The 13,322-nt window shown below is 66.5% G+C and carries 13 protein-coding genes and 1 pseudogene; 9 read left to right on the forward strand and 5 right to left on the reverse strand.

Annotated features, from left to right (window positions below; genetic code table 11):
* The 3 genes and pseudogenes from NQV17_RS17845 to proP all read left to right on the forward strand — a co-directional run.
* Positions 1–601, forward strand: a pseudogene (locus tag NQV17_RS17845) (AMP-binding protein); the annotation flags it as partial.
* Between the two features lie 225 nt (positions 602–826).
* The gene (locus NQV17_RS17850) at positions 827–1,894 is read left to right on the forward strand and encodes a porin (protein WP_124489384.1); all 1,068 of its coding nucleotides are present in this window, start codon (positions 827–829) and stop codon (positions 1,892–1,894) included.
* Positions 1,895–2,440: 546 nt separating this feature from the next.
* Entirely contained in the window at positions 2,441–3,910 is a 1,470-nt protein-coding gene (gene proP, locus NQV17_RS17855) for a glycine betaine/L-proline transporter ProP (protein WP_257773261.1), read from the forward strand.
* Positions 3,911–4,008: 98 nt separating this feature from the next.
* Here proP and NQV17_RS17860 read toward each other — a convergent pair whose 3' ends face one another.
* Positions 4,009–4,833 carry an alpha/beta fold hydrolase gene (locus NQV17_RS17860; RefSeq protein WP_257773262.1) on the reverse strand — a complete coding sequence of 275 codons (825 nt, stop codon included), beginning with the start codon at positions 4,831–4,833 and terminating at the stop codon, positions 4,009–4,011.
* Positions 4,834–5,022: 189 nt separating this feature from the next.
* Between NQV17_RS17860 and NQV17_RS17865 the strand changes: the two genes are divergently transcribed.
* Complete coding sequence (locus NQV17_RS17865) at positions 5,023–5,256, forward strand: hypothetical protein (RefSeq protein WP_257773263.1); 234 nt, start codon at positions 5,023–5,025, stop codon at positions 5,254–5,256.
* A 164-nt stretch (positions 5,257–5,420) separates the two neighbouring features.
* A complete protein-coding gene (locus NQV17_RS17870; RefSeq protein WP_257773264.1) occupies positions 5,421–5,615 on the forward strand; it encodes a hypothetical protein in 195 nt (64 codons plus the stop codon).
* Between the two features lie 135 nt (positions 5,616–5,750).
* Here the strand turns inward: NQV17_RS17870 and NQV17_RS17875 are convergent, their stop codons facing one another.
* The 3 genes from NQV17_RS17875 to NQV17_RS17885 form a co-directional block, all read right to left on the reverse strand.
* Complete coding sequence (locus tag NQV17_RS17875; RefSeq protein WP_257773265.1) at positions 5,751–6,431, reverse strand: GntR family transcriptional regulator; 681 nt, start codon at positions 6,429–6,431, stop codon at positions 5,751–5,753.
* 244 nt (positions 6,432–6,675) lie between these two features.
* A complete protein-coding gene (locus tag NQV17_RS17880) occupies positions 6,676–7,383 on the reverse strand; it encodes a pirin family protein (RefSeq protein WP_257773266.1) in 708 nt (235 codons plus the stop codon).
* 83 nt (positions 7,384–7,466) lie between these two features.
* Positions 7,467–8,231 carry an SDR family NAD(P)-dependent oxidoreductase gene (locus NQV17_RS17885; protein ID WP_257773460.1) on the reverse strand — a complete coding sequence of 255 codons (765 nt, stop codon included), beginning with the start codon at positions 8,229–8,231 and terminating at the stop codon, positions 7,467–7,469.
* A gap of 138 nt (positions 8,232–8,369) precedes the next feature.
* Between NQV17_RS17885 and NQV17_RS17890 the strand changes: the two genes are divergently transcribed.
* The 3 genes from NQV17_RS17890 (at position 8,370) to NQV17_RS17900 (ending at position 10,951) form a co-directional block, all read left to right on the forward strand.
* Complete coding sequence (locus NQV17_RS17890; RefSeq protein WP_257773267.1) at positions 8,370–9,287, forward strand: LysR family transcriptional regulator; 918 nt, start codon at positions 8,370–8,372, stop codon at positions 9,285–9,287.
* 213 nt (positions 9,288–9,500) lie between these two features.
* On the forward strand, positions 9,501–9,905 hold the full coding sequence (locus NQV17_RS17895) for a nuclear transport factor 2 family protein (protein ID WP_257773268.1): 405 nt from the start codon (positions 9,501–9,503) through the stop codon (positions 9,903–9,905).
* A gap of 122 nt (positions 9,906–10,027) precedes the next feature.
* Positions 10,028–10,951 carry a recombination-associated protein RdgC gene (locus NQV17_RS17900; RefSeq protein WP_257773269.1) on the forward strand — a complete coding sequence of 308 codons (924 nt, stop codon included), beginning with the start codon at positions 10,028–10,030 and terminating at the stop codon, positions 10,949–10,951.
* 131 nt (positions 10,952–11,082) lie between these two features.
* Here NQV17_RS17900 and NQV17_RS17905 read toward each other — a convergent pair whose 3' ends face one another.
* Complete coding sequence (locus tag NQV17_RS17905; protein WP_124489393.1) at positions 11,083–11,484, reverse strand: hypothetical protein; 402 nt, start codon at positions 11,482–11,484, stop codon at positions 11,083–11,085.
* 462 nt (positions 11,485–11,946) lie between these two features.
* On the opposite strand from NQV17_RS17905, the gene NQV17_RS17910 reads away from it, so the two are divergent.
* Positions 11,947–13,317, forward strand: a complete 1,371-nt coding sequence (locus NQV17_RS17910; protein ID WP_257773270.1) for an MFS transporter — start codon at positions 11,947–11,949, stop codon at positions 13,315–13,317.
* Positions 13,318–13,322: the final 5 nt, after the last annotated feature.

The following is a 13,322-nucleotide window of genomic DNA, read 5'->3' on the forward strand; positions in this document are numbered from 1 at the left end:
GACGGGCCAGGACGTACCGAACGGGCAAGGCGGGATTCTCGTCGTCAAGCGTCCGTGGCCGGCGATGATCCGCACGATCTGGGGCGACCCGGAGCGCTTCAAGAAGAGTTATTACCCCGAGGAACTCGGCGGCACGCTCTATCTCGCCGGCGACGGCACGGTGCGCGACAAGGACACCGGCTACTTCACGATCATGGGCCGCATCGACGACGTGCTGAATGTGTCGGGCCACCGACTCGGCACGATGGAGATCGAGTCGGCGCTGGTCTCGCACGAGCTGGTTGCGGAAGCGGCGGTGGTCGGCCGCCCGGACGACACGACCGGCGAGGCGGTAGTCGCGTTCGTGGTGCTCAAGCGCTCGCGTCCGGAAGGCGAGGAAGCGGCGGCGCTCGCGAAGGCGCTGCGCGACTGGGTCGGCAAGCAGATCGGGCCGATCGCGAAACCGAAGGACATCCGTTTCGGCGACAACCTGCCGAAGACGCGCTCGGGCAAGATCATGCGGCGCCTGTTGCGCTCGCTCGCGAAGGGCGAGGCGATCACGCAGGACACGTCCACGCTCGAGAACCCGGCGATCCTCGAGCAGCTCAACCGGTCGCTCTGAATGACGCGGCCGGCACCGGCCGCACCCGACACTGTCGACACACGCGCGTTCGGGCGCCCATCCCCGCCCTGAACGCGTCGCACGCGGCCGCCACCCGGCCGCGCACGTGCGTCCCGCCGCGCCCCACCCTGCGTGCGCGGCTCATGCGACGGAAACCGCCACGCGGGCATCCGCCGCATCCCCTTGTTCGATGCATCGACGTACAACAACACTGGAGACACCTCAATGAAAAGCAGAATCGTGATCGGTTGCGCAGCGCTGGCAGGCGCGCTGGCCAGTAGCAGCGGCTTCGCGCAGAGCAGCGTGACGCTGTACGGCAACCTCGACGCCGCGCTGCTGTACACCAGTAAGACACGCGACGCGGCCACCGGCGCGAACGCCGGCCATCAGTTCGCGATGACCGACACCGGCATGACGCCGACGACGTTCGGGATGACCGGCACCGAAGATCTCGGCGGCGGCCTCAAGGCGAAATTCCAGCTCGAGAGCGGCTTCGCCGTCACCAACGGCGCGTTCGCGCATTCGAACGGCAACTTCTTCGGCCGCCAGGCGTGGGTCGGGCTCGACGGCGGGTTCGGCACGGTCAAGGCCGGCGTGCAGTATTCGCCGTTCCTGCTCGCGATCTTCGATTCGGATCCGCGCAGCTTCTCGCACTTCGGCAGCGGGTTGATCAACTACGTCGACAACGTGCTGGTGACGGGCCTGTTCAACCCGAACGCCGTGTCGTACACGAGCCCGACGATCGCCGGCCTCACCGGCAGCGCGATGTTCGCGTTCGGCGGCAAGGCCGGCGACTTCCAGGCCGGCCGCCAGTATTCGGCGAGCCTCAAGTACGAGCACGACGGCTTCATGATCGACGCCGCGTTCTACGATGGCAACGACGGCACCAACCCGACGCCGACGCCGAGCACCGTCGCGTTCGTCGGGCGCACGATCGGCGCCGCCTACCGCTTCGGCCCGGTCACCGCGAAGGCGTCGTTCACGAGCTACAAGGTCGGCGGCTCGTTCAGCAACAACGTGTACGGCGGCGGCCTCGACTACCAGGCGACGCCGGCCGTCGACCTGAACGGCGGCGTCTGGTTCACCAGCGATCGCAACGACACGGCCAATCACTCGCTGCTCGCGGCGATCGGCACGACCTACAGCCTGTCGAAGGCGACCGCGCTGTACGCGCAGGTCGCGATGGTCAACAACCACGGTGCGATGAACACCGGGCTGGGGATCACCAACGCGCTTTACGCGGTCACCGGCACGACCGTCGGCGCGAACCTCGGGATCCGCCATATGTTCTGATGCACGGGCGGTGGAGACTGCATCGAACCACCGCCCCGATGCATTCGCACTCCGAATCGTTTTTCGCCGAGTCCGGCCTGCAGCGATGCATCCGGTTCCGGCGCGGCTTCCGTTGCGGGCGGATGCGCGTGCGACGCTCCGGCCGTCCGTCACGTCCGTCACGTCCGTCTTGCCCGTCACGCCGACACGCCCACACGATCCGCACCGTGCCGCATCCGTCCACGCCGTGATCGCGGCATAGACTGCCGTCGACGCAACCCGTACCGCCTTGCCGCCGCACACGCGCCGCCGCGCGGCATGGCGAGTTGCCCGCCTGCGCCATCCGTGTCGTTTTCGACCGGTTTCCGGGCGCATGACCGATAGTCCGTGTTCCCCGTTTCTCTACACTGCTTCACACCAACCCACTTGCCTGGTGTCGCGTGCCGCGCGCCGCATCACCGACATCATGGCAATCCCGAGACAACCGCCTTCGTCCCCGACGGTCCCGCGCCCGCCCCGCCGCGCACCCGCTCGGCCGGCCGCGAAGGCGCCTTCCAGGAGCGTTCATTGAGTTCATCGCAAGCGCACCCCGCGAAAGCCCGGTCTTCGCGCAAGGCCCTCAAGCTGGATGACATCACGATCGTCGACCCTGCCGTCCTCAAGCGTGCGGTCGGGGCCATGGCGTTCGGCAACGCAATGGAATGGTTCGACTTCGGCGTCTACAGCTATATCGCCGTCACGCTCGGCAAGGTGTTCTTCCCGTCCAGCAGCCCGTCCGCGCAGCTGCTCGCGACCTTCGGCACGTTCGCGGCCGCATTCCTCGTGCGCCCGCTCGGCGGCATGGTGTTCGGCCCGCTCGGCGACCGCATCGGCCGCCAGCGCGTGCTCGCCGCCACCATGATCATGATGGCCGTCGGCACCTTCGCGATCGGCCTGATCCCCAGCTACGCGTCGATCGGCATCATGGCGCCGATCCTGCTGCTCGTCGCGCGCCTCGTGCAGGGCTTCTCGACGGGCGGTGAATACGGCGGCGCCGCCACCTTCATCGCCGAGTTCGCGACCGACAGGCGCCGCGGTTTCATGGGCAGCTTCCTCGAGTTCGGCACGCTGATCGGCTACACGCTCGGCGCGGCCACCGTCGCGATCCTGACGGCGACGCTGTCGCAGGAAGCGCTGCTGTCGTGGGGCTGGCGCGTGCCGTTCTTCATCGCCGGCCCACTCGGCCTCGTCGGCCTGTACGTGCGGCTCAAGCTCGAGGAAACGCCCGCGTTCAAGAAGGAAGCCGAAGCGCGCGAAGCGGACGAACGATCGCGCCCGAAGCAGTCGTTCGGCACGCTGCTCGTCGAACAGTGGAAGCCGCTTCTGCAGTGCGTCGGCCTCGTGCTGATCTTCAACGTGACCGACTACATGGCGCTGTCGTACCTGCCGAACTACCTGTCGGCGACGCTGCACTTCAACGAGACGCACGGCCTGTTCATGGTGCTGCTCGTGATGGTGCTGATGATGCCGATGACGCTTTACGCAGGCCATCTGTCGGACCGGCTCGGCCGCAAGCCGGTGATGATGTTCGGCTGCGTCGGCCTGCTCGTGCTGTCGGTGCCGGCGCTGCTGTTGATCCGCACCGGCGGGATGGCGGCCGTGTTCGGCGGGATGCTGATCTACGGCACGCTGCTGTCGACCTTTACCGGCGTGATGCCGTCCGCGCTGCCCGCGCTGTTCCCGACGCGGATCCGCTACGGCGCGCTCGCGATCGGCTTCAACGTGTCGGTATCGCTGTTCGGCGGCACGACGCCGCTCGTCACCGCGTGGCTCGTCGATCGCACCGGCGACCTGATGATGCCGGCCTACTACCTGATGGGCGCATCGTTCATCGGCATCGTGTCGGTGCTCGCGCTGCGCGAATCCGCACGCCGGCCGCTGCCCGGCTCCGCACCGTGCGTCGCGAGCCGTGCGGAGGCGCAGGACCTGATTCGCCGCGGTGCCGACGCGGGCCGCGTGCGCGACCGCCAGTTCACGCCGGTCGGCGAACGCGCATGACGCGGTAACGTCGCATTGCCGCAGTCACGTCGCAACGCAAGTCGTTGCGTCGTCACGCGATGCCGCGCGGCGCCCGCCGCCGGCATCGCGTGCGGCGTTCAGCCCGCCGCGAGCTGCTGCTCGTCGAACCAGTCGAGCAGCGTCCGCGTGACGAATGCGGGGTTCTCCAGGTTCGAGATATGGCCGGCGTCCGGCACCAGCGCATGGCGGCAGCCGATCACGCTCGCCATCTTCACCGTCTCCGACGGCGGGCGCGCCATGTCGCCCGCGCCGCACATCAGCAGCGTGCGTTCGGCATCCAGCCCGGCGAGTGCGGCGAGCGTATCCGGCCGCCCGAAGATCAGCCGGCCGAGCGGGACGATCGATTCCCGCAGCCGGTCGGCCGGCAGGTTCGCGAGCGCCGCGCGAAAGGCGCGCGGCACCGGGTCGGCCAGGTTCACGTCCGGCCGGAAGAACAGCGGCACGATCGCATCGAGCAGCGGCGGCGCGATGCAGCCGGCGGCGGCGATCGCATCGAGCATCCCGAAGTAGCGCAGCCGCGTCGCGTCGGGTTCGGCCTCGAGCGACGCGTCCATCAGCACGAGCGAGCGCACGCGCTGCGGTTCGCGCAACGCGAGCCGCGCGCCCCACATCCCGCCGACGCTCAGCCCCACGACCGCGCACTGCTCGATCTCCAGCGCATCGAGCAACGCGCTCGCGTGCGCGGCGAGATCGTCGAGCGTCTGCGTGCCGGCAGGCAGCGGGCCCGACGCGCCATGTCCCCACAGGTCCGGCACGATCACGCGATACCGGCTCGACAATGCGTCGATCTGCGGCGCCCACATCGCGGCATCCCACAGATAGCTGTGCCCGAACAGCACCGGAAATCCGGTGCCGTGATCCTGGTAATGCAGGGTGCTGCCATGAACGATGTGTGCGGGCATGTCGTCTCCGGATGTCAATGCGGTGGGCGGTGAGCGGCGGCCCGGCAACGGGCGTCGCGATCCGCGGCGTTCTGCGACGAACGCGAAGCGGCGAATCATCGCACAGGTTGCCGCCGTTGCGGGTGACTGCCGCGCGTGCCGCGACGCATCGCATCGTGCGCTTCCGCCACGCGGCCGGGACGACGCCGGTTGCGCGACGCGACCGGCGCCGGTGCGGCCGCCGCGATGGCGCGCCACGCCGCGCGTGCAGCAACCGCCGACGTGACTGCGGCGCCGGACGACCTCGGATCGTCCGGCGCCGCGACGGGCGAAACGCGCGCTCAGAACACCGCGTGCCCGCTGCTGGGGCTCGCCAGCCAGATGGAGAAGAACGGCAGCAGCGGCCGGCTCGACGTGGGTGCCGTCGTTGTAACGAGGACGTGATGACGACCATGCCCCACGGTCATGCGGAGCGTCGCGTCATCGTTGCCGGCGTGCCTGCTCCCGCGTGCTGGCGGCACCGCGCGTCGGCCACGGCGCGTGCCGTCGCGGCAGGCACGCGCGATGCGCGCTTGCCGCGACATCGGAAACACGCAAGGAGGTGTGCGATGCAGACGACCAGAACGCCGGCGGGACAGGGTCAGGACACGCCGTTGAATCCGGGCGACGAAGGACCGCCCGATGCACCGGGCGTCGGCGAGGATCTATGCGGCGTGTGCCGCGGCACCGGGATGGTCGAAGGACGGCCATGCGCGGTGTGCGGCGGGACGGGCAAGGTGTTGCAGGGGATCGGCGGCGGCTAGACGGTCAGACAGAAGCGGTACGTGCCAGCCGCCTTCGGCGCTGTGCGGCGCCCTGACGAGCCACGGATCGCATGCGACCGCGCTGCAACGCCTGGATTGACCGGAATCGGCTATCCGCGCGGCGCGTGAACGACCTCAACGCCCGAGCCGCCGGTCCCGCAGAAACGCATTCAACTCGCCGCCCGCATGCTCGATGTGACGCTTGAGCAGCGACGCCGCCGCGCGCGCATCGCCCTTGCGGCACAGCGCGACGAGCTCCGCGTGCTCGGATTCGGCCACGTCGCGCGCGGCCTCGGACAGCGACAGCTGCACACGCGTGTAGCGGTCGGTCTGCTGCAGCAGCGACGCGACGATCGCCGCCGTCTTCGGCTGGTCGGCGCGCGACAGCAGCAGATGATGCAGCTCGGTGTTCAGTTCGCCCCAGCGGCCGGACTGGCTCGCGTGCAGCACTGCGCTGTATTCGGCGAGGATCGCATCGAGCCGCGCGAAATCCTCGGCGGTCAGCTTCGGAATCGACTTTTTCAGCAGCACGGGCTCCAGCAGCGCGCGCAATTCGAACAGTTCGGTGATGTCCTCCGGCGACAGCTCCGACACGATCGCGCCCTTGTGCGGCAGGATCTTCACGAGCCCTTCGCTCTCGAGCTGCACGAGCGCTTCGCGCAGCGGGATCCGGCTGATGCCGAGTTCGGTCGCCAGCGCATCCTGGCGAAGCTGGTAGCCGTCGACGTATTCCCCCGTCAGGATGCGGCGGCGCAGTTCATTGGCTGCGGCTTCGGCGCGCGTGGCGTAGACAAGAGCGGGGCGTTTCTCGTTCATGTTGCGGTTCGGACTGGGGATGGCGGTCAGGCAAGCGCCGACGCGGCGCTGGATATTGCATACTTTCTACGATATTAGCAGAGCGGCCTTGCGGGCGAGCGTCGGCGACCGCCGCCACAGGCGACGTCGGCATCGACGCCTGGCGTTCCTCCCACTACGGCCACCCGACGCTCGCCGGCGCGCTTTCTCGAAGTCGGCAACGGCAGTGAACCAGGCTGCGGCGCGCGCTGAGCGAGCACGCGCCCTAGCATAAGCGTTCGACGATCATGACGTCCGTGTCGTCCCGCGCCCGCAACATGAGCCACGTTTCATCGCGAACGGCAACACCGTCGCGTTGCGCCAGCCTGATCGGCCCTACGTCCAGCCGGCCATGATCGACAACCAGATAAGCGGAACCGGGCATCGGCAAGGCGTGCCGCAACGCCATGCCTTCACGCAGCGTCGCGATGCGCACGCGTGCGTCGGCGTGAATGGGCAACGCGCCGGCGCGGACCTCCTCCGGATCGCCGCTCGCCAGCGTCACGAATCGGCCCTCGCGACATCCGGGCGAACAGACTCGCGTCGCACAGCGCGGTGTACCGGCAGGTGTGCGCGGCCGCAGCCGGATCTGGAACTGCCGCGCGGGCATATTCTCGTCGTTGCGCTCGGCGTGATGGATCGCCGTGCCGGCACTCGTCACGTGGACGGAATCGGCGACCAGACGCACGCGATTGCCCGCGTCGTCTTCATGCGTGATGGCGCCCGACCGCACCCACGTAACGATCTCGACGTCACGGTGGGCATGCGGGCCGAGGCCCGAGCACGGCGCGAATTCGACGTCGCTCCACATGTAGAGCGGACCGAGCGGCGCATCGTCGGCGCGCCCGGATTCGCCGATGCGGAAATGCTGGCGAATGTCGACACGGCCGCGCCGGATCGCGCCAAGTGCAAGAAAGGGCCGATGTTCAATCATGACGATGCCCGGTTCGCGTACGCCGGGCGCGAATCGCGACCGTCGAAGACGGCGTCTTCCGCACCCGCGCGCCGTGGCTGCGCTCAGACCTGCTGCTGGCCGCCATCGACGAACAATTCGATGCCGTTCACAAAGCTCGCGTCGTCCGAGGCCAGGAACAGCGCCGCGCTCGCGATCTCGCCAGGCTCGCCGAGGCGCCCCATCGGGATCTGGGCAGCCAGATAATCGGCGAGACCCTGGCGCTGCGCGGCATCGTCGCCGGCGAGATCGAGCAGGCCAGGCGTGCGGGTCGCGCCCGGGCTGATCGTGTTCACGCGGATGCCGCGCTCCTTGAGATCGAGAATCCAGCTGCGTGCAAAGGCCCGCACCGCTGCCTTCGAAGCCGAATACACGCTGAACGCCGCGGTGCCCGCGCTGCCCGCCGTCGAGCCGGTGAGAATCACCGAAGCCCGCTCGGCAAGCAGCGGCAGCGCTTTTTGTACCGTGAACAGCACACCCTTCACGTTGCGCTCGAAAGTGTCGTCGTAGTGTGCTTCGGTGATGCTGCCAAGCGGCAGCATCGAGCCGCCGCCGGCGTTCACGAACAGCACGTCGAGGCGCCCCTGTTCTTCCTTGATCTGCGCATACAGCGCGTCGAGCTCATCGAGCTTGGTGGAATCCGAACGTACGCCGGTCGCCTTGCCGCCGGCTTCGCGAATGCCCTTCACGGCGGCATCGAGTTCGGCCTGTCGGCGGCCCGTGAGATAGACGTGCGCACCTTCGGCCGCGAAGCGCTGGGCGGTGGCGAGACCGATGCCGCTGGTTGCGCCGGTGACGAGGGCGATCTTGTTGTCGAGTTTGCGTGCCATGGTATTGCTCCTTTCGTTGGGTCGGTGTGGGTTGCGTTGCATCGCGTACTGCGATGTGAGGAGAATATCGACGGCCCCATCTTTTCGAAATAGAATTGATTGCAAACAAACGTTGCAGAAATGCAAAGACGAGGGAAGATGGCTCAACTACCCGATTTCGAGGGGCTCGCGATGTTCGCGAAGGTTGCGGAGCACGGTTCGTTTGCCGCCGCGGCGCGCGCGACCGGCGTGTCGGTCGCGACCGTTTCGCGCGGCGTGGCCCGCCTGGAGGACCGGCTGGGCGCGCGGCTGTTCAATCGCACGTCGCGTCAGCTCTCGCTCACCGAGTTCGGCCGCACGATCAGCGAGAAAGCCGGCGAGATCTATCGCCAGGCCGAGGAGGCGGAAAGCTCGGCACGCGAAATGTCGGTGCGGCCACGCGGGCTGGTGCGTCTGGCCGTGCCGATGTCGTACGGGCTGCGCTGGGTCGCGCCGCTGCTGCCGGGCTTCTTTCGCGCCTATCCGGAAGTGTCGATCGACCTGCATCTGTCGGATGCGTCTGTCGATCTGGTCGCCGACGGGTTCGACGCCGCGCTGCGGATCGCCGCGCTTCCGGATTCGTCGCTGGTCGCGCGGCGGCTGTGCGCGGTGACGCAATTCGTGGTGGCGTCGCCGGAATATCTGACGCGTGAAGGACGGCCCACCCATCCGCGCGAGCTCGCGGATCGTCCTTGTCTCTCGTACGCGTACCGCGCGCGTAGCGCCGTATGGCGCTTCACGAACGACGCAGGCGAAGAAGAGCCGGTAATGCCGGCGGGCCCGCTGCGCGTGACGAACGCCGATGCGCTGTTGCCCACGCTGCTCGCCGGACTGGCGATTGCCGAACTGCCCGAGTTCATCGCCGGCGATTACCTGGCCGATGGTCGTCTTGAAGCGATCCTGACCGACTGGTCGCTGACGAAGGGCGGTGTTTACTTCGTCACGCCCTCGGCGCGCGCGCGGCCCGCGAAAGTCGCGGCGCTGTCGGATTATCTTGCCGAGCACCTTTCCGAGCCGACCTGGCGATGGCCGAAATGATGCGTCGGCGCGGTCGATCGGCCGGCGTCCATCATTGCATTCATGCAACGATGGTTTTCAAACGACTCCGTTTCGCAAATATTGTCCGGACCGTATTCTCCTTTCCACCGGCTGCACGACATCACGCAGCGAGCCGCCATGCAGCAGATGGCGACTGCGCAGACGACGCGCCTGCAATGAATCGCTTCCATTCACGCTTTTATCGAGCCGATCATGAACAACGCCAAACAACTGCTTTTCGCTTACCTCGAATCGATTCGCGATCCACGCGCGGCTGGCGCACTGTTTGCCGACGACGGTGTGCTGGAACTGCCGTATCTCAAGTCACTGGGTATCGACGCACGCGCGGAGGGGCCCGGTGCGATCGAAGCCTTCATTGCCTCGCTGCTCGCGAAAGTGCCGGATTTTGCGTTCAGCAATGTGCGGCTGCTGATCGAAACGCCCGAGCAGGTATTCGCCGAATATGAAGTCGAAGCGCTCGTTCCATCGACGGGGAAAATCTATCGCCAGTTGTACGCAGGGCGGCTGGTGGCGCGCGACGGCAAAATCCTGCTGTTGCGCGAAGCACTGGATACGATGGCTGCGGCACACGCGTTCTCGGCGGCGCAATCCGCTTGAAGCGATGACGATGAACGGCCGCTCGAGCAATCGAAGCGGCCCGCCGATGTTGCATCCCGACCGGCGTTTCTGGCCGGTAGACGTCACCGTCATATAGAATGACGCGCTTTGCCCGCACGCCTATGTGGTTCAAGAATCTTCAGCTTCACCGTCTTCCGGCACCGTGGGCCGTTACGCCCGATCAGATGGAAGCATGGCTCGCGCCCCACGCGTTTCAGCCGGGCACCAGCGTCGAGATGCAGCGCTCCGGATGGGCGTCGCCGCGTGACGACGGCGCGCTCGTGTATTCGATCAACCGGCAGATGCTGCTGACGTTTCGTGCCGAAAAGAAGCTGCTCCCGGCGTCGGTCGTCAATCAGGTGACCAAGGCCCGGGCGCTCGAGGTCGAGGAGCAGCAGGGTTTCAAGGTCGGGCGAAAGCAGCTGCGCGAACTCAAGGAGCAGGTGACGGACGAACTGCTGCCGCGCGCGTTCACCATTCGCCGCGATACCCGCGTGTGGATCGATACGGTGAACGGCTGGCTCGTCATCGATGCGGCCGCACAGGCACTTGCCGACGACGTTCGCGGCCTGCTCGTCAAATCGATCGATCAATTGCCGCTCGCCGGCGTCCAGGTCGCGCTTTCGCCGGTCGCCGCGATGACGGACTGGCTGCTGTCCGGCGAGGCGCCGGGCGGATTCACCGTGGACCAGGACGCCGAGTTGCGCTCGAGCGGCGAAGGTGGCGCCACGGTGCGATACGTCGGCCACGCGCTGGAAGCGAACGACATGCGCCGGCACATCGAGGCCGGCAAACAATGCATGCGCCTCGCGATGACCTGGAATGACCGCATCTCCTTCGTGCTGACGCCGTCGCTGACGATCAAGCGTGTCACGCCGCTCGACGTGATCAAGGAGGCGTCGGATCCCACCGCGCAGAACGACGAGGAACGCTTCGACTCGGATGTCACGCTGATGACGGGTGAATTGGCGCGGATGTTGACCGATCTCGTCGATATCCTGGGTGGCGAGCGGCAGGACTCGGTTCAAATCGCGGCAGCAGCCTGAACCTCGTCGGCTGTCGAGGACCGTCGCCGCTCTGGCGGCGGCCGGGGCGCGGCTGCGCGCCGGCGAAGCGCAGCCTCACCGTGGAGCCTCTTGCCGTTTGGCCCGGCGGGTTCGGAAAGTCAGCGGACAAGCTATCCGAACACCCGGGCCCATACCGCCCGAAGGCGTCGCGCGCGGTCTTCGAACAGATATGAAGCCGCCAGCGTCAAGAGACCTGAAATTGCACCCGTCACGATGTGCTCGACATAGGGGATACGGTAGTGACTCGTGTGCGAGTAGGCGTCGCCCAACGTCGTCAGGACGCCGACGATCACCGCATTGCCGTATCGATGCGCGTACAGTTTCGCCGCGGGCGTGAAGGTCAGCAGTACCGCCAGGAGTCCTGTAAACAGACCTGTATGAAATGCAATCGACCAGTGGGCGAGGCTCATGATATTGCCCCAGCTCCCCGGCATGCAGGTCATGCACGCACTGGTCGGCTGCCAGAAGCGCTGGATGAACAGTCTGACGCGCTGCTTCCACTCGGTTGACATGACGCACTCCCCTGAATGCCGTCGTCACGGCCGACGCCACCATACGTATCATTGAAGCAGCTTCCAAATCCTTTGACGAGCCTGCCGCCCTCGTCGCGGACGGGACGGGTTGGCTATGCGGGGTAGACGCCGAGCCATAACCCGGACATGGGGGAATACTACTCCACGATTCCACGGCCGCCGTTTCGACCGGCACCGCGCCGGGCTTTCTCACGCAAACCGGGAATCGCTGCGGATCGCGTTCTGCAAATACGCGCATCTTCAATGGACGGAAATCACCGAGCCATCGTGCAACCGCGCGTTCGTCGACATGCGCGCGCGGGCGGTTGATCTGGCTATATATCAGGACTTCTTACTGAAAGTCTTGAGCGCCCTGCAATCCATTCGCGGCCTGCGCTTGCCGAATCCTGTCGCCGGGCGTATGGTTTATTTCTCTATCGCCCTTTTCCGGGAGATACCAAAATGGCTGCCATGCAATCCGCGGCCACGCCCCTCTCCGACGAGGAAGCCCGGCGCCAGTTGCGCCGCGCCGTCATCGCCAGCACGATTGGCACCACGATCGAATGGTATGACTTTTTCCTCTACAGCACGGTCACCGGCCTGGTCTTCGCAAAGCTGTATTTCCCCCAATCCCATCCACTCGTCGGCACGCTTCAGGCGTTCCTGATCTATGCCGTCGGCTTCGTCGCGCGGCCGGTCGGCGCGGCGATCTTCGGCCACTATGGCGATCGCATCGGCCGCAAGGCCACGCTGATCGTGACCCTGTTGCTGATGGGGCTCGCGACGTTCGCCGTGGCCTTCGTTCCGACCTACGCGACGATCGGCATCTGGGGCGCCGTTCTCCTCACGGTGCTGCGCTTCATCCAGGGCGTCGGCGTCGGCGGCGAATGGGGCGGCTCGGTCCTGATGTCGATGGAGTGGGCGCGCACCAATGCACATCGCGGCTTCGTCGCGTCGTGGCCGCAGTTCGGCGTGCCGGCGGGATTGTTCCTCGCCAACCTCGCCGTGCTGGCCATGAGCTGGTTGTCCGGCAGCAGTTTCCTCACGTGGGGCTGGCGCGTGCCGTTTGTCCTCAGCATCCTGCTGGTCGCGATCGGGCTTTATATCCGCCTGAACATTCTGGAAACGCCGATCTTCGCGAAACTGCTGGCCGAGCGCCGGATCGAGAAGGCACCGATGCTCGAAGTGCTGCGCAAGCAGCCGAGGGATATCGTGCTGTCGGCGTTCGCGCGAATGGCCGAACAGGCGCCGTTCTATATCTTCACGGCGTTCGTGTTCACTTACGGGATCACGGCGCTGGGCGTCACGCGAGAGTTGCTGCTGACGGCGGTGTTGGTGGCATCCGTGGTCGAATTCGTCACCATTCCGCTGTTCGGCCACGTGTCGGATCTGATCGGGCGGCGGCGGATGTACATGATCGGTGCGGTTTCCGTCGGTGTATTCGGATTCCTCTACTTCGCGATGGTCGACAGCCGGAATCCGGCATGGATCTTCGCGGCCATCGTGCTGTCGCTGATCCCGCATTCGATGATGTATGGACCGCAGGCGGCATTGATCGCCGAATCGTTTACCGGGCGGTTGCGGTATAGCGGTGCGTCGATGGGTTATCAGCTCGCTTCGGTCATTGCAGGCGGCCCGGCACCGCTGATCGCGACCGCGCTGTTTGCCTACTACCATTCGGGGTATGCGATCGCGGTGTACGTGCTGATATGTGCGGTGTTGAGCCTGGTCGCCGCATCGAAGCTCGGCGACTACACGAACAAGGATATTTCGCGGGAATACGACGACGCGCGAAGTCTGGAGGATCATGGGCACGCGCCGCCGCTGACCTGACGGGT

The organism is Burkholderia sp. SCN-KJ, from assembly GCF_024656005.1.
In the GTDB taxonomy this organism is placed as follows: Bacteria; Pseudomonadota; Gammaproteobacteria; order Burkholderiales; family Burkholderiaceae; genus Burkholderia.